Here is a 17,403-nt window from a genome sequence, read left to right as displayed (position 1 = left end):
TCGGAACCAAAAGAGTTTCTTTTGGCACACTCGATGGAAGCCTCCCTCAGGGACGTTGCCCTGAACTTTGCCGGAATTTCGGGGTCATTGCCCCATATGTCGGTCAAAGCAAAACGGCGAGCGGGTTTCCCCGTTCGCCGGTATTCAATGTCAATTTCCGTCTGTCAGTCGGGTATAGGTCGATGGACGACGATCACGGAAGAACTGCCAGTTATTGCGAATTTCACGCACCATCGACATGTCCATGTCATGGACCAGAAGTTCGTCATTCTCACGCGATGCCTGTGCTTCGATTTCGCCGCGCGGATTGACGAAATAGCTTTGTCCATAGAACTCGCCAATATCCCAGGGCTGTTCGCGGCCAACCCGGTTGATCGCCCCGATAAAGCAGCCATTGGCAACGGCAGATGCGGGCTGTTCGAGTTTCCAGATATATTCCGAAACCCCGGCAACGGTGGCCGATGGATTGACGATATATTCCGCCCCATTTAAGGCCAGCGCACGCCAGCCTTCGGGGAAGTGGCGGTCATAGCAAATGTAAACGCCAAGCTTGCAATACTGGGTTTCAAACACCGGCCAGTTTGACGCACCGGGTTTGAAAAAGAATTTTTCCCAGAAACCGGCGACATGGGGGATATGGGTCTTGCGGTATTTACCAAGATAGGTGCCATCGGCGTCAATCACCGCAGCGGTATTGTAATAGACCCCGGTGATGTCTTCCTCATAGATCGGAACAACAATCACCATTTTGTATTTGGCCGCCAACTCACACATCAATTGCGTGGTTGGGCCATCGGGGATCTTTTCCGCCGCCGCATACCATTTCTTGTCCTGACTGGGACAGAAATAGGGCTGGGTGAAAACTTCCTGAAAACACAGGACCTGCACACCTTTTTTACCCGCCTCTTCGATATAGGGCAGATGTGCCTCGATCATGGCTTTGCGGATTTCTTCGGGGGTCTGATCGGTTGAACCTTTCAGGCTCATTTGAATCAGGCCGCCTCTCAGCTTTGACATCCGAGATAACCTCCTTGATCTGATATTTTAATGTCCTTTTGCCGGCTTATGCCGATCTTCGGACTTATGTCCAATCGCGCCCCAAAGACCCCTTGTTTTTATGCGGGTCTATTTCCCAGTCGGGACGAGATCAGAAAAATCGCGAAACAGATGTTTCCTCATCATGCGCCGATCTGCTGTCGTTTTTGCAATCAGCAGACCGGGCTTTTGTCCCCTGCCCGATCCGGGCAAGGGACATAGGTCAACGACCGACTTAGTCGATTTCTTTAAGCACTTCGCGCAGCGTGCCAAACAGCTGATCAATGTGTGATTTTTCAATAATCAGCGGCGGCGACAGCGCAATGATATCCCCGGTGGTGCGGATCAGGATGCCTTTTTCAAACGCCTTCAGGAACGCGTTAAAGGCCCGCTTGGTCGGGAATCCTTCGATCCCTTCAAGCTCAATCGCACCAATGAGGCCAAGGTTACGGACATCCTTGACCAATGGCAGGTCGATCAGGCTATGCACCGCATCTTCCCAATACTGGCCAAGTTCCTTGCCCTTTTCATACAGACCGTCTTCTTCATAGGTCTCAAGCGTTGCCATGGCCGCCGCACAGGCAACAGGATTGCCCGAATAGGTGTAGCCATGGAACAGCTCGATCATGTTTTCCGGGCCGGTCATGAAGGCATCATGAATATCATCGGTGGCAAACACTGCCCCCATCGGGATGGTGCCGTTGGTAAGGCCCTTGGCCGTTGTCACCAGATCAGGCTGAACACCGAAATAATCCACCGCAAACGGCGCACCAAGGCGACCGAAACCAGTGATGACTTCATCAAAGATCAGAAGGATGCCGTGTTTGGTGCAAATTTCACGCAGGCGTTCAAGATATCCCTTTGGCGGGATCAAAACGCCGGTGGAGCCTGCAACCGGCTCGACAATCACGGCCGCAATGGTTGATGGATCATGCAGTGCGCAAATGCGTTCCAGATCATCGGCCAAAAAGGCCCCATGTTCTGGCATGCCGCGCGTCACGCCGTTTTCTTCTGGAAGGTATGTGTGGCGGATATGGTCAACACCACCCAGCATCTGGCCGAATGTCTTACGGTTGCCCGAAATACCACCCACCGAAATGCCGCCAAAGTTCACACCATGATAGCCGCGCTCACGCCCGATCAGGCGGGTGCGCTGGCCGTCGCCGCGTGCACGGTGATAGGCAAGGGCGATTTTAAGGGCGGTCTCAACCGATTCCGAACCAGAGTTGGTATAGAACACATGATTAAGGTTCCCCGGCATGATCTGTGCCAAACGATTGGCAAGCTCAAACGCCTTGGGGTGGCCCATCTGGAAGGCTGGTGCATAATCCAGCTCGTCCATCTGCGCCTTGACCGCTTCGACAATTTTCGGACGTTTGTGGCCAGCGTTGCAGCACCAAAGACCCGCCGTCCCGTCAAGGATCTGGCGGTTGTCATCGGTTGTGTAATACATGCCTTCGGCCGCGACCAGCATACGCGGGGTCTGCTTGAACTGGCGGTTGGCCGTAAACGGCATCCAGAATGCCGAAAGATCATTCGGCCGGCTGATTTTCGTGGTGGCTGTCATAAAAGGTCTCCCGTACCTTTTCGCATTGCTTCCCTGATATCGGTCGGGGGACTTTCCCCAATCGCCGATACCTGACTTCTTCATCCAAACGTATGTTTTTCATCCAGCCCAAAGACCAACGCAGTGACCGAAATGTCGAACATTTTTAATTTGGGGTTGTCCGGCATACGGACACGCAAAAATCGTTAGCATGAGACACGCCCATGCACTAGAGCTTTAACACCACCGGGGAATTGTTTCGAATTTTCGACCGTCAAATGCCATTTTAGGAACCCTGATTTTTGTTTACGGCGCCTTTTTTCTGTTTATCTTTCATCGGGAGTGTTCGATATTTCGGACAAAACCGACTCTGGAACCCTTTTTCGGGTCCCCAAAACATGACGCGCATAAAAAAGTTTCTTTTGCATATTTAAGGTAGAGGTTATTTTAACCTGACCAAACGGTCAAGATAAATGACGCAAATCAGAGAGCATGAATGACCCCACTTAAAACCGGCTCAAAAACAGACAGCAAGACAGCGGTAAAACCGGCGCAAAATGGGGCACACAAAGCCGCCATTCGCCAGGAAAACGAAGAGCAAATTCTTGCTGCCGCCGAGAAGGTTTTTGCTGATTACGGCTTTAAGGGGGCCACCACCGCATTGATTGCCGAAGTTGCCAACGTCCCCAAGGCAAATGTGCACTATTATTTCAGCACCAAAGAAGCACTATATCGCCGGATTATGGAAGATGTCTGTGATCACTGGCTTGAAGCGGCCATGACGTTCGACAACAGTGCCGATCCGGCCATCATCTTGCGCGGATACATCGAAGCCAAGATGGATTTATCGCGCGCCCGGCCCTATGGCTCGCGGCTTTGGGCGCATGAAATCATTCGTGGGGCAAAATTCTCGTCTGATTACATCTCGACCACGGTGAAAAACTGGCTTGATAGCCGCGTTGTCGTCATTCGCGGCTGGATTGCCGAGGGCAAGATGGACCACATTGAGCCCTACTCACTGATGTATATGATCTTTGCCACCACCCAGCATTACGCCGATTTCGGGGCCCAGATCGAGATTTTCAATAATGATCAGCCACTGAGCGAAACCCAATTCGCCGAGGCCAAGGAAAATGTCGTGCGCATTATCCTCAAAGGCGTTGGACTGAACGGATAAGACATCAAAGATCGGCTTGAATGCGCGTCCTGCCCCCACTTATGGATAGTTGCAAGCCCCACCCGCGGAACAAACCTATAGCAGCAGATGTTGATATAACTTCTGCCGAGGTCAGAAATGGTGTGCACGCCCCCGCGATCAGGTGCGGTTGGCTTTTTTGACGCTGCTTTATTTGTTGGTGCCTTATTTATTGGCGCCGGGAGTATTTTGTCGATCAGCAGCGCGATTGCCGACGAACCTGACGCACCCAATAATCAAGCGACACATTCTGTTGCGATGCAGGGATGTGAAACCATGTCTGTTGGCGGTGCTGAAGGCTGGGAACCGATCACCTATATCGACGAGAATGGCCGGCAGTTGGGCCTTGCCATCGACATCCTTGATGACTATGCCGCGCAACATGGCATTCACCTTGACCTCATGCTTGATATTCCCTGGTCACGATCAATTCAAATGCTCGAAAAGGGTGAGATTGACGTCATTGCCGGTGCCTATTTCACCAAGGAACGCAACCGTATTTACTCCTATAGTGCGCCATTCGCCTTTGACGATGTCATGGTTTTCCAGCACCGTCAGAACCGTTTTCCAATGAACAATATTTACGATTTGATCGGCTATCGCGGGGCACGTCCGCAAGGTGGAAGTTATGGCGATTACATCGATCATTACGCCGAAACCAGCCTTGATATGATCTATTCCCCGACAGGAAACAGAATTTTCGATGTTCTTATCAATGGCCGTGCCGATTATGTGATGCTGGGCCGCTATGATGGCTTGACTAACCTGTATAAAAACCATCTTGAGGACGTAATTGAACCGGCAGAGCCCCCACTTGCCCGCAACGAAGTTTTGCTGATGTTTTCGCGCCAAAGTCCCTGCGCACAGCATATTGCCGAAATTAATCTGCTGATCAAAAGGTTGAAAGAAGACGGTACGCTTGAAAGATGGACAACCGTCCACCTTCGCGGCGTTATGAACGAGACGCCCTCAGACAGCTAACGCATTACACGTTCCTTCAGATGATATTATTTCGGCACTGCCCATTCATCATTGGGTCCCCCTTGTCCAAATTTCCAAATTTGCCGCCGCCACCGAGAAATAGCTTTATAACGGGCGTTCAAATCCACTTTAAATTGCAATATATTGGCGCCCCAAAGCGGGCATAAAGTCAAAACAAAGGGGCGGGCACGATGAAAATCCTGATGGGACCGGTACTGTCATTTCGCGGTTATGACGCAGCAACAAACCGCTGGAAACTCACTGCATTGATGGTGACCAAAAACGGGCCACCCGGCGATATTTCCTTTACCGGCGATGTCCAAGTCCCCACCGCCAGCGCGACCCTCCTTTGGCAGCTTGGCGACCGGGCGGCGTACAGTTTTTCCTTTGAAGCGCCGCTTGCAGATACACCGACCACGCTGACATACAGTCCGGCACCGGACACCTATTATGATATTCATCTACCGTCCCGCGACCATGCACCAAACATGTCCTATGCGTCGTGCAACGGGTTTTCATCGCAAAAGGTGATGAAGGGGGTCGATGTTAAAAACAAGATGTGGCTTGAGATGGCCGGGCGTCATGATCAAGCCCCCTATCATCTGATGCTTTTGGGCGGGGATCAGGTCTATGCCGATTCCGTTTGGGAAGTGGTGCCAAGTATCAAGACATGGAACGCCTTACCCAATGCCAAGGCCAACAAGGCAACCTTTACCAAACCGATGGAAAGCCAACTCGAAAGATTCTATTTCGATCTTTATACCGAACGCTGGGCCCAGCCCGAAGTCGCGCAAATGATGGCGACCGTTCCGGCAATTTCGATGTGGGATGATCATGATATTTTCGATGGCTGGGGCTCCTATCCGCCCGAACGCCAGAATTGCGATGTGTTTCAGGGCATCGGCAAAATCGCCACCCATGCCTTTGGCGTGTTTCAGCAACACCTGTCCCCCGAAACCGAAAAACCTGCCTTCTATCTGGCCCCTGATCATGGATTTTCGGTTGGGCACATTGTCGGCAGTACAGCGATCCTGTCTGTTGATATGCGGTCCGAACGCACCCAAAGACAGGTCTTATCGCCCGATCACTGGGACAAGATATATGACTGGCTCTCAAAGCTTGAAAACATCGACCATCTGTTTGTGATGTCGAGCATCCCGGTCGTCTATCCCGACTTTAATGTGCTTGAAACCTTGCTGGGTGCCGTACCCGGCCAACAGGAACTTGAAGATGATCTCCAAGACCATTGGAGCAGCCGAAGCCATAAGGGCGAACGCAGCCGCATGGTCCATCGCCTGTTTAAAATTCAGGAAACCGGCATCCGCGTGACGATCCTGTCGGGCGATGTGCATGTCGCGGCCTTTGGCATGCTTGAAAACAACCGGACCGAATACATTGGTCAGACGCGGGTGATCAATCAGCTGATTTCTTCGGCAATTGTCCATCCGGCACCGGGCAAGATGGTGCTGTTTGCCCTGACTCATTTGCTTGATAACGAAAAGGAAATCGATCCGTCGATCATATCGCGGATGGGCACATTCCCCGGCACCAACACCAAGTTTGTTGGCGCCCGCAATTTCCTCAGCCTTGAACCCGATACAAGCCGGGCTCGCCCGCGCTATTGGGCGCACTGGATTGCCGAAAACGAAGACGAACCCTTTACCAAGGTCATCCATCCGGTGGAAAACGAATTCCCCGTTTGATTGTCATGACTGGAATAGAAAACGGGCGAACCGGATAACCGGCCCGCCCGCAAGGACAGCTGCATGGTCAGCCGTCCCGTTATTGTCCGTCCGAAACTCAGTCGGATTTTGCCATCACCGTTTCATCGGCCTTGGCCAAAACCGCACTTAAAAGAACCTGCCCACCGGCATCGGACCAGTGTTTGTGGACTTCTTCGATTTCGTTATGGGAAATACCATCGACACACGGGATAAAGATCATCGCGGTTGGGCACACCTGGGCCAAGTAGCACGCATCGTGCCCCGCCCCCGATACGATTTCCCGCGCCGAGAAACCACCAAGTTCGGCCCCCTTACGCACCGCATCAACACAGGACGCATCAAACGGGATCGGCGCGTAATAGAAAATATTGTCCAATGCGCTTTCAAGCCCGATGTCTTTGGCTATTTTTTCCACACCTTCGCGCAGGGCCTTGTCCATGTCTGACAGTACCGCATCATCGGGGTGACGGAAATCGACCGTAAAGGAAACCTCGCCGGGAATGACGTTGCGTGAATTGGGATGGATTTGCATCATCCCCACCGTCGCACAGGCCAAAGGCGACCGGTCCAGACCGATTTTATTAACCAGATCAACAACCCGTGCCGCCCCCAGCAAAGCATCTTTGCGGGTTTTCATCGGGGTCGGTCCGGCGTGGGCCTCGACACCGGTGAATTTGATTTCGTACCAGCGCTGGCCTTGGGCATCGGTGACTATGCCAATGTCCTTGCCTTCGTCTTCAAGGATCGGACCCTGTTCGATATGGGCTTCGAAATAGGCCCCCATCGGATGGGCATCAATGGTCGGTTCATCCGGCCCCAAATAGCCGATGCGTTTAAGTTCCTCGCCCATGGTTTTGCCATCGACATCAGCCCGGCCATGCCCGTATTCAAGATCAAAGACCTTGGCAAAGACGCCTGACGATACCATCGCCGGCGCGAAGCGCGATCCTTCTTCGTTGGTCCATGACACAACTTCAATCGGGGCTTCGGTTTCGTATTTGGCTTCATTGAGGGTCCGGATCACCTCAAGCCCTGACAACACGCCATACACACCGTCATATTTCCCGCCCGTGGGCTGGCTATCAAGGTGGCTTCCGATGACAACCGGCGGCAGATCGGGATTTTTGCCTTCGCGACGGGCAAAGATATTGCCCATCTGATCAACACGGATCGAGCAGCCTTCGGCTTCGCACCATTTGATGAACAAATCACGGCTTTCCCGGTCCAGATCGGTCAGCGCCAGACGGCACACGCCGTCCTTTGCTGTTTTGCCGATCTTGGCCATTTCCATCAGGCTATCCCAAAGGCGATCACCATCAATCGACAGGTTACGTACACTGGGTTGAACGGTCATTATCTAGTCCTTCTTGCTTAGTCACGTGGAGCTGGTGGCCTGATGGATTATTCCGCCGCGGCCCGCATCGGGTTAAGCGGATGTTCGGGCCATGTCATCGGTGGCTTGTCGGTTTTGACTGGCTCCATGGTGATACAATCAGGGACCGGGCAAATGTGGTAACACAGGTTACAGCCAACACATTCCTCGTCGACCACCTCAAACACGCGCCCGCCTTCGGGCTTGTCGGTCATGGTAATCGCCTGATGGGATGTGTCTTCGCACGCGATATGGCACCGGCCACATTCGATACAATTGTCGGTGTTGATCACCGCCTTGGTATCGTAGTTCATGTTAAGCTCGTTCCAGTCAGCAACCTGCGGGACGGCGGCCCGGGTGAACTGTTCGACACTGGTATAGCCCTTGTCGTCCATCCACTGGCTCATGCCGTCAATCAGGTCATCCACAACGCGGAAGCCATAGATCATCGCAGCAGTACAGACCTGAACCGCGTTGGACCCAAGCGCCATGAATTCAACCGCATCTTTCCAGGTGGTGATGCCGCCAATGCCGGAAATCTCAAGGTTCTTGGTTTCCGGTGTGCGGGCAATTTCGGCAATCATATTCAGCGCAATCGGTTTAACCGCCGACCCGCAATAACCACCATGCGTCCCTTTGCCATCAACAACCGGCTCGGGGATCATGTTGTCGATATCGACCGAAATGATCGAGTTAACAGTGTTAATCAACGACACCGCATCCGCCCCGCCCTTATAGGCGGCCTCGGCCGACCACAGGATGTTGGTGATGTTTGGCGTCAGTTTGGTAAAGACCGGAATATCAACGGCATCCTTGACCCAGCGGGTGACCTGTTCGACCATTTCGGGCACCTGCCCGATGGCCGAGCCCATGCCGCGTTCGCACATGCCGTGCGGGCAACCAAGGTTAAGCTCAATCCCGTGCACCCCGCTTTCGGCGATCTGCTGGGCAAGGTCCTTCCACACACGTTCCTCAATCGGGGCCATCATTGATCCGATGATGACGTGATCGGGGTATTCTTTGCGACATTCACGGATTTCCTGAAGGTTCACCGCCAACGGGCGGTCGGAAATCAGTTCGATGTTGTTAATGCCCAAAAGACGGCGGTTTTGATCATGATGCGCGCCATAGCGCGACGATACGTTGATCACCGGCGGATCAATGCCAAGGGTTTTCCAGACAACCCCGCCCCAGCCTGCTTCAAAGGCACGCACGACGTTGTATTTCTTATCCGTCGGCGGTGCGGATGCCAGCCAGAACGGGTTTAGTGAATCGATCCCGGCAATTTTACAGCTTAGATCAGCCATGTTCTCTCTCCCTGTGCTGGCGTTATGCGCTGGTGGTTTTCAAAAATGCATCAATGGCGATGGCGGCCTGTTTGCCGTCCTCGACCGATTGAACGGTCAGGTCTTCGCCACTTTTGATGCAATCCCCACCGGCAAAGACGCCGGGCGCGGTCGTTTGATAGGTGTCATCGACGATGATTTTACCACCGGTGATTTCCATCCCGGCAAGGTCATCGGGTTTGATTTTTTGCCCGATGGCTTTTAAAATCTGATCGGCGGGAACGTCGAATGTTTCACCCGTACCCACCAGCTTGCCACTGGCATCAAGCTCGGTTTTTTCAAACGACATGCCCATCAACTTGCCATTGGCCTTGATCGCGACGGGCTTTGCCCAATATCGCACAACAACACCGTTGGTTTTCGCCAGATCCTGTTCAAACTCGGTCGCCGACATGTTTTCAGGCCCGCGACGATACACAAGGGTGACTTCGCCAGCACCAAGACGCTTTGCCTGAACCGCGGCATCAATGGCGGTATTGCCCCCGCCAATAACGATCACGTTGTTGCCAACCGGCATATCGGATTTCGGTTCGGTCTGACGCAATTGCTCGATGAATTTGATCGCGTCATCCACGCCGGGGAATTCTTCGCCCTTAAGCCCAAGATTATTGGTCGATCCAAGACCGACACCGACAAACACGGCGTCATAGGAATCTTTGAGTGCCTGAAGGTTGATATCCCTGCCAAGCGCCTTGCCGTATTCAATGCGAATACCACCAATACCGAGCAAGAATTCAACTTCGCGCTGGGCGAAATCATCGGTCATCTTATAGGCAGCCAAACCATATTCATTAAGGCCGCCCGGCTTTGCCTTGGCTTCAAACACCGTCACATCGTGGCCCAGCATGGCGGCCCGGTGCGCACACGATAGTCCGGCGGGACCAGCACCGATAATGGCAATCTGTTTGCCGGTTTCAGGCGCACGTTTGAACGGATGGGGCAGATCGCGCGCCATTAAATGATCAACGGCAAAACGTTGCAGGCTTCCGATTTCAACGGCGGTATCTTCGGCGACATTGCGTACGCAGGCTTCTTCACACAGAACCTCGGTCGGGCATGCACGGGCACAGGTGCCGCCCATGATGTTGGCCGACAAAATGGTTTTGGCCGCACCGTCGGGATTGGCTGTGCTGATTTTGCGGATGAAGCTTGGAATATCGATTGATGTCGGGCATGCGGTGACACATGGCGCGTCATAGCAATACAGGCAGCGATTGCTTTCTGCCATGGCCTGTAGGGTGGAATATGCCGGATGCAGATCGGAAAAACCGTCATCGGTGTGGCTGTCTGCAACACTGTGGTTCGCACCGGATTTCTGGGCTTGCTTGGCCTGCAAGATGGTCATGTGTTTTGTCTCCCTGCCTAAAAGGCGTCCTCTCCTGACGTCATCGAGAGACAAAACAAGAATGCAAATACGGATCGACCAACAGCCAAAATGATGCCCCCAAAATCGGGATCAGAATGGATTTATGGCGTTACGCGGACGGGCGGGCCCGACCAACTGTTGATCTTCACGTACGGACATTCTTGGCGTATCCGTCCGGCATTCGCCGGACTGTTTCCCAGTATTTGATCTGCCGCGTCTTTATGTTTTCGGGTTTATCCCCGGTTGAGTACGCGTGCAGATGCCTCTCTCTGACAGATACAGCATGTCCAATCCTGATCATTTGGTCAAGATTAAAAATGCGAATTCTTGTTTGACCCCGAAAACACCTGAAATTTCCCCAAAAACCGGCGATCGACACCGTTCGATCCACACAACAAACAGCCTGCCCAAGTTGGGTCAGTCTGCTGATTTGGCGATATTTTTACTGGCTATCACGCGATCAATTACAGTAACGTCATATTGGTTATGCCCACTTCGGAACGCTTTAATGACACACCAAGATGATGCAACGCACACCCCGCCCGACCGGCAACCGTCGGTCCGTGCCGTTGCCATGCCTGCCGACACCAACCCGTCAGGGGATATATTTGGCGGTTGGCTGATGTCACAAATGGACCTTGCGGCCGGAACAACCGCCGCCCGGCGCGCCAAGGGGCGTACCGCGACCGTGTTTGTTGATAGTATGTCGTTCCTGCGCCCCGTCCATGTCGGGGATGAAGTGTCAATTTTTACCGACATCACCCATGTGGGCCGCACGTCGCTTCGCATCAATGTCGAAGCCTGGCGTCAAACGCGATTTGAAGAAACGTCCCAGAAAGTCACCGAAGGGGTGTTTACCTTTGTCGCCCTTGACGAACATGGCCAGCCCCGCCCGCTTGATCCCAAGGCCGACGATCAGACCTGATCAATCGGCGGGCTTTGCAAATAGGCCACCAGAAGTTCACCCACCGCGACAAAACTGTCGATATGGGCACGTTCATGCCCGTGCGATGCATCCAGCCCAAAACAAATAAGGGACGCCCGTGTGTCGTACCCGGCTTCAAGCGCAGATGCGACGTCACTGCGATAGAATTTAAACACATCGCGGGAATGCTCGATGCCGTTTGTTTCACATAGATCCAGTAAATGACGGTTTAGCTTGCGGTCAAACGGCCCTGACATATCCTTCATCGCAATGGTCACACCAAACTCGCTGGTGTTCTGGCCCGGCGCAAAGGTGCCGTTATCAACCGCGACCAGTTCGGCAATATCATCGTGCAGGATATGGGGTGCGCCAAGGCCGACTTCCTCGGCAATGGTAAACAGGATATGGCACTCAACCGGCAAGGACGCCTGCCCGTTAACCACGGCACGCACAGCCGCAAGCACGGCGGCCACCCCGGCCTTGTCGTCAAGATGGCGCGACACGACAAAGCCGCTGTCGGTAAATTCGGCATTGGTATCAATTGCCACCATATCGCCGACATGAATGCCAAGGGCACGCACGTCATCACCATTGGCTATGCGGGCATCCAGACGCAGTTCAAGCTGTTCCCACGTTACCGGCTGGCTTTCAATTTCGGTGTTATAGGTATGCCCCGATGCCTTGATGGTCAGGATCGTACCCCGGAACGTCTTGCCGCCATCGGCATAAACGGTCACCCGCGCACCTTCGGCAAAGCGCGACGACCAATGGCCGATCATGGTGACTTCCAACCGGCCATTATCCTTGATCTGTTTGACCATGGCACCAAGGGTATCAAGATGCACCGCCACCGCGCGATCCGGGCTTTTGCGTGCGCCGGGCAAATCGGCCCGGATGGCACCACGTCGGGTCAGTTCAAACGCAATCCCCATGTCGCGCAATTCATCGCAGACAAATGCCACCGCCCCGTCGGTCATGCCCGTCGGACTATCAATCGTCAGAAGCTTCGCCAGAACAGCACTCAGATATTGGCGGTCGATATGGGGAGCTGTCATGATAATCGTCCTGAATGGCGTGTTGAGAGAGCGTAGAGAAGACTTAGTGTTTGGTGGCAATACCCGAAAGGGCACGTAATTCCGCACTGGGCGGTAAATCGCGCGGCAGATCAATATTGCCAACGCGCAGAAACCGGTTTTCAACCACCGCTTCCTGTTCTTCCATCAAACGCTGGGCCGCGCACATGTGCTGATAGGTTACCGCACGTGCGGTTTCACCATCCCCGTTGCGCAGGGCTTCGATCAGACGGAATTGATAGTTTCGGCCCGTTTCGCGCAATTCGGTGTTGGGCTGATCATAGATTTTTTTGCACACGGTCAAATTCATCAAAAGATCAATCATGAACCGACAGAAAAACGACAACAGCGGATTGGGGCACAGCTCCACCAGCACCAGATGAAACTCAAGTTCCTTATGGCGTTGGCGGCGGGCTTCTTCGATGGATTGCGGGTGGCTTGCGTACCATGTCATGACTTCTTCAAGACGCTGAAAATCATCCTCGGACAAATGCCCGATGCAGGCTGCGGCCATCTCCGGTTCCAGCAATATCCGCAATTCATAGATATCGCGGATCGAAAGGTTCTTGAAAAAGAAGTAATTCGACAAAAGCTCAACCGCACGCCCCTCCGACACGCTGTCGATAAATGCCCCGCCCCCCGGACCGGTACGGGTGGTGATGATGCCTTGGGTTTCCATGGATTTCAGCGCTTCGCGCACCGTGCCTTTCGATGCGCCTAACAACGCGATCAGGTCCGCTTCCTGCGGCAAGCGCGCACCGGGGCGCAGACCCTTTTGCGCGATGTAATCTTTCAGCGCATCGGCAATGATATCGGGCCGTTTACGGTCGCGTTTTCGCGGTCGCGTCGTAAGCTCCATATCTTTTAACGGACCCTTGATCGGGTTTTTGGTCATCCTGTTTTCCCTGTCGCGCCCTGAAGGTAATTGATCGGGCACATATTAGTTTATTTTAGGCCGATGTCACCGGATTGAGCGGATGGAAACATGCCGCGTCATGATTTTCGAGGCCATATTGCGCATCGGGCACCTTGGCAACGCAATCATCCTGCGCACGTGGACAGCGCGGGGCAAAGGCACATCCGGGCGGCGGGGCCAATGGGTCGGGCAGTTCGGCACTGGCATCCTCAACCGTCAACCCGCGCTTGCCCGGCACCGGCGCGCTATCAAGCAGCAAACGGGTATAGGGGTGCAGGGGTTTGTCAAACAGCGCACGGCCTTTTGCCTGTTCGACGACGCGCCCGAAATACATCACGGCCACCCGGTCACTGACCGCTTCGACCACGGATAAATCATGGCTGATGAAAACATATGTCAGGCCAAATTTCTTTTTAAGATCGGCCAAAAGGTTCAGCACCTGTGCCTGAACCGACACATCAAGTGCCGAAACCGGTTCATCCAGAACAATGATTTCCGGTTCTGCGGCCAACGCCCGCGCAATGCCAACCCGCTGCGCCTGCCCGCCAGAAAACTCATGCGGATAACGATCCAGAAATTCCGGTCGCAGATTGACCGCATCCATCAATTCCGCCAGTCGCTTGTTCAGATCCTCCCCCGAAAGCCCACGCAGATACCGCAACGGTCCGGCCAGCGTTTCACGGATCAATTTACGCGGATTAAGCGAACTGATCGGATCCTGAAACACATATTGAATGCGCCGTGACAACGCATGACGATCATGCGCAATCAGATCGTTCATATCCGATCCGGTCAGGGTGATATTGCCCTCTGTCGGGCGATCCAGCCCAACCAACATCCTGGCCAATGTCGATTTTCCGCACCCTGATTCCCCAACAATGCCAAGGGTTTCGCCCTTACGCACCGCGACGTCTATACCACGCACGGCATAGACGGTTGGCTTTTGCCCGCCAAACAGGGTCCGGCCACCACCGAACGTCCGCACCAGATCGCGGGTTTGCAAAACGACATCAGAAACATGAGACGCATCAGACATCTGCACCCTCCATCGGTTTGATACAGCGCACACCATGGCCATTACCAAGATCATCAAAGGCAATTGAGCCAACCCGACATGCTTCCTCGACCCGGTCACAACGATCGGCAAAGGCACATCCGGCCGGCAGATTATTAACCGCTGGCGGCAATCCCGGAATGGCAGACGTCCGACGGTCGGGTTCGCCCAAACGCGGCACACAATCAATCAACCGCTTGGTATAGGGATGGGCCGGATGATGAAGCACTTGCTCTGTCGTGCCCATTTCAACAATCCGTCCGGCATACATCACCGCCACCCGGTCACAGATTTCCGATACCACGCCAAAATCATGGGTAATGAACAACACCGACGTGCCGTGATCATTGCGCAGGTTGTTCATCAATTTCAAAATCTGCGCCTGTACCGTCACATCAAGGGCCGTGGTCGGCTCATCGGCAATGATCAGGCGCGGTTCATTGGCAAGCGCCATTGCAATACCAACGCGCTGGCGCATCCCGCCCGACAATTGATGAGGATAGTTATCAGCCCGGCTTTGCGGATTGGGAATGCGCACCATGCCAAGCAACTCAACCGCCTTGGCCCACGCATCCTTATAGCTAACAGCATTATGCGCCCGAATGGCTTCGACCAGTTGATCGCCGATGGAAAACAACGGATGCAGGGTCGATAACGGGTCCTGAAAAACATAGGCCGCTTTACCGCCGCGAATGTCGCGCACGTCGTCTTCCGACATGCCATAGACATCCTTGCCATCAAACATCACCCGCCCGCCAACAATCGTGCCGGGCGGTGAGGCAACCAGCCCCAAAAGCGACAATGCGGTAACCGATTTTCCTGAACCAGACTCCCCGACCAAACCAACGCATTCGTTTTTGCCGACATGGAAACTGACCCCGCCGACCGCCTTATAGCTGTCATCGCCCAGAACAAATTCGGTGCGCAACTCATCGACCGCCAGAACCGTGTCATCGGGATAAGTTGTGCCTGCCCCCTCGTCCGTCCGGTCAATGCGGGTCAGTGGTGCAGGACGTGCCAATGCACCCGATTTCAAACGCGGGTCGAGCACATCGCGAATGCCATCACCCAACAAATTGATGCTCATCACCAGAACAAAGATCATCGCACCGGGAATGGCCGACAGATGCATCGCGGTCGTGATCAGTTTCCGCCCTTCGCCCAGCATCGACCCAAGGTCGGCCTGTGGCGGCTGTGCGCCCAGACCAAGGAAGCTTAACCCCGCCGTTTCAAGGATCATCCAGCCGACCGTGGTCGAGATCGTAATCACAATCACCGGCATCACATTGGGCAGGATTTCTGTCAGGATAATCCGGATATGTCCTTTGCCCGAAAGTTTGGCCGCATCGACAAATTCGCGGTGCGCAATCCCGACGGTCACACCGCGGATGTTACGGGCAAAGAACGGAATATTGACCACCGCAATCGCATAAAGCGCATTCATCAACCCCGGACCAAGGGCGGCAACAATCGCCAAAGCCAGCAGGATGTAAGGGAAGGCCATCAGCATATCAATGCCGCGCATCATGATGTTATCGGTACGCCCGCCAAAATAGCCAGAGACAATCCCGATGACCGAGCCAAACAGCGCAGCAACAAGGGATGCCGAAATCCCGACCGCCAGGCTGACCCGCGTGCCCCAAATTAACCGGGACAGCAAATCACGACCCAGATGGTCGGTGCCCAGAAAATGCCCATCGGCAAGGGGGCGCAACAAACGCTGAGCCGGGTCCGTGGCATCCGGATCGGGCAGCGGCAGGATCGGTGTTATAATAACAATTAAAACCACCAACGCCAAAATCACCGCCCCCATCAGGGCAAGCTGGTTACGCGCCAAAAGCTTGAACGCCGAGGGGCGCGCGGATCGCTTTTTTGCATTGGTATGAGGATTTGAATTTGGGCCTGTCACGGCGGTACTGGTCATGCCTTCACCCTTGGATCAAGCAGATGCTGGATGACATCGGCAAACAGGTTAAACAGAACGTAACTGCCCGCGACCAGAACCACCCCGCCCTGTACCAGCAGGATATCGCGCGTTGAAATCGCATTGACCAGCATGCGGCCAATACCGGGCCACTGGAACACGGTTTCAATATAGACCGCCCCGCCCAGAACAAAGCCCGCCTGCACCCCGATCACCGGAATGACATTGACCAGGGCCGCCTTGAACGCGTGACGATAAATCACCCGGTTTTCATCAAGCCCCTTGGCCCGTGCCGTGCGGATGAAATCCTGACGCAGCACTTCAAGCATGTTGGATCGTGTCAGCCGGGCAATAATCCCGGTCGCCACCACGGCCAAGGTGACCGATGGCAAAATCAGATGCCGAATCAAATCGGGTAAATCACCACCGCCGTAAATGGCGTACATGCCACTGACCGGCAGCCACCGCAATTCAACGGCAAAAAACATCATCAACAACAGACCAAGCCAGAAACTTGGAATGGAAATCCCGATCAAAACCGCAAAGGTCAGCGTCTTATCCGCCCAGCCATATTGACGCACGGCCGAGACAACCCCGGTCAACAGACCAAAGATCGTACATAGAACAAGGGCGGTTCCTGCTAAAATCAATGTCGCGCCGAACCGTTCAAGAATTTCATCGAGAACCGGACGGTTCAGGCTGTAGGATCGCCCAAAATCGCCCTGAACCATATTGGTCAGCCAGATCCAGTATTGTTCGACCATGGATTTGTCCAACCCAAGATCGGCGCGCAATTTTGCGACGTTCTCTGGCGTGGCATAGGATCCAAGGATCGCAAGTGCCGGATCACCGGGGATCAACGACATAATCAGAAAAACAATCACTGTCAGACCCAGTAAAACCGGGATCATCAGGATCAATCGACGCAGGATATAGACGTGCATGG

General features: G+C 53.9%; 14 protein-coding genes. 4 read left to right on the top strand and 10 right to left on the bottom strand.

The features are described from left to right. Positions 1 to 150: 150 nt before the first annotated feature. Together COO92_RS12280 and aptA are read right to left on the bottom strand one after the other, a co-directional pair. Positions 151 to 1,017, bottom strand: coding sequence for a nitrilase-related carbon-nitrogen hydrolase (locus COO92_RS12280; RefSeq protein WP_022732186.1), 867 nt, complete (start codon positions 1,015 to 1,017; stop codon positions 151 to 153). Between the two features lie 253 nt (positions 1,018 to 1,270). Next, positions 1,271 to 2,602 (bottom strand): omega-aminotransferase AptA, encoded by a 1,332-nt coding sequence (gene aptA, locus COO92_RS12275; RefSeq protein ID WP_101302457.1) that lies wholly within the window; start codon positions 2,600 to 2,602, stop codon positions 1,271 to 1,273. A gap of 475 nt (positions 2,603 to 3,077) precedes the next feature. Between aptA and COO92_RS12270 the strand changes: the two genes are divergently transcribed. From COO92_RS12270 to COO92_RS12260, 3 genes are all read left to right on the top strand, one after another. After that, positions 3,078 to 3,758, top strand: coding sequence for a TetR/AcrR family transcriptional regulator (locus COO92_RS12270; protein ID WP_101302455.1), 681 nt, complete (start codon positions 3,078 to 3,080; stop codon positions 3,756 to 3,758). Between the two features lie 294 nt (positions 3,759 to 4,052). Then, on the top strand, positions 4,053 to 4,757 hold the full coding sequence (locus COO92_RS12265; RefSeq protein ID WP_240626420.1) for a substrate-binding periplasmic protein: 705 nt from the start codon (positions 4,053 to 4,055) through the stop codon (positions 4,755 to 4,757). Between the two features lie 191 nt (positions 4,758 to 4,948). Continuing rightward, the gene (locus COO92_RS12260; protein ID WP_101302454.1) at positions 4,949 to 6,460 is read left to right on the top strand and encodes an alkaline phosphatase D family protein; all 1,512 of its coding nucleotides are present in this window, start codon (positions 4,949 to 4,951) and stop codon (positions 6,458 to 6,460) included. Positions 6,461 to 6,557: 97 nt separating this feature from the next. Here the strand turns inward: COO92_RS12260 and COO92_RS12255 are convergent, their stop codons facing one another. From COO92_RS12255 to COO92_RS12245, 3 genes are read right to left on the bottom strand one after another with little or no spacing between them, the layout of a single operon-like run. Continuing rightward, positions 6,558 to 7,835: a Zn-dependent hydrolase gene (locus tag COO92_RS12255; protein WP_101302452.1), complete on the bottom strand. Its 1,278-nt coding sequence runs from the start codon at positions 7,833 to 7,835 to the stop codon at positions 6,558 to 6,560. A 47-nt stretch (positions 7,836 to 7,882) separates the two neighbouring features. Continuing rightward, positions 7,883 to 9,160, bottom strand: coding sequence for an NAD-dependent dihydropyrimidine dehydrogenase subunit PreA (preA, locus tag COO92_RS12250; RefSeq protein ID WP_101302451.1), 1,278 nt, complete (start codon positions 9,158 to 9,160; stop codon positions 7,883 to 7,885). A gap of 22 nt (positions 9,161 to 9,182) precedes the next feature. Beyond that, positions 9,183 to 10,544: an NAD(P)-dependent oxidoreductase gene (locus COO92_RS12245; RefSeq protein ID WP_101302450.1), complete on the bottom strand. Its 1,362-nt coding sequence runs from the start codon at positions 10,542 to 10,544 to the stop codon at positions 9,183 to 9,185. 529 nt (positions 10,545 to 11,073) lie between these two features. On the opposite strand from COO92_RS12245, the gene COO92_RS12240 reads away from it, so the two are divergent. Next, positions 11,074 to 11,490 carry an acyl-CoA thioesterase gene (locus tag COO92_RS12240; RefSeq protein ID WP_101302449.1) on the top strand — a complete coding sequence of 139 codons (417 nt, stop codon included), beginning with the start codon at positions 11,074 to 11,076 and terminating at the stop codon, positions 11,488 to 11,490. Here COO92_RS12240 and COO92_RS12235 read toward each other — a convergent pair. The 5 genes from COO92_RS12235 to COO92_RS12215 are packed head-to-tail and all read right to left on the bottom strand — an operon-like array spanning position 11,481 to position 17,401. Further along, the gene (locus COO92_RS12235; RefSeq protein ID WP_101302448.1) at positions 11,481 to 12,545 is read right to left on the bottom strand and encodes an osmoprotectant NAGGN system M42 family peptidase; all 1,065 of its coding nucleotides are present in this window, start codon (positions 12,543 to 12,545) and stop codon (positions 11,481 to 11,483) included. The two genes, COO92_RS12240 and COO92_RS12235, sit on opposite strands and share 10 nt — an antisense overlap. 43 nt (positions 12,546 to 12,588) lie before the next feature. Then, positions 12,589 to 13,458, bottom strand: coding sequence for a FadR/GntR family transcriptional regulator (locus COO92_RS12230; protein WP_101302446.1), 870 nt, complete (start codon positions 13,456 to 13,458; stop codon positions 12,589 to 12,591). Positions 13,459 to 13,513: 55 nt separating this feature from the next. Then, complete coding sequence (locus tag COO92_RS12225; protein ID WP_101302445.1) at positions 13,514 to 14,515, bottom strand: ABC transporter ATP-binding protein; 1,002 nt, start codon at positions 14,513 to 14,515, stop codon at positions 13,514 to 13,516. Beyond that, positions 14,508 to 16,457, bottom strand: a complete 1,950-nt coding sequence (locus COO92_RS12220) for a dipeptide/oligopeptide/nickel ABC transporter permease/ATP-binding protein (protein ID WP_101302443.1) — start codon at positions 16,455 to 16,457, stop codon at positions 14,508 to 14,510. Before COO92_RS12220 ends, COO92_RS12225 begins: the two co-directional genes overlap by 8 nt. Continuing rightward, positions 16,454 to 17,401, bottom strand: a complete 948-nt coding sequence (locus COO92_RS12215; RefSeq protein ID WP_028791526.1) for an ABC transporter permease — start codon at positions 17,399 to 17,401, stop codon at positions 16,454 to 16,456. The genes COO92_RS12220 and COO92_RS12215 overlap by 4 nt, the downstream gene beginning before the upstream one ends. Positions 17,402 to 17,403 lie beyond the last annotated feature (2 nt).

This window comes from Thalassospira lohafexi, from assembly GCF_002844275.1.
Lineage (GTDB): Bacteria > Pseudomonadota > Alphaproteobacteria > Rhodospirillales > Thalassospiraceae > Thalassospira > Thalassospira lohafexi.
This window is presented reverse-complemented; position numbering and strand designations above follow the sequence as displayed.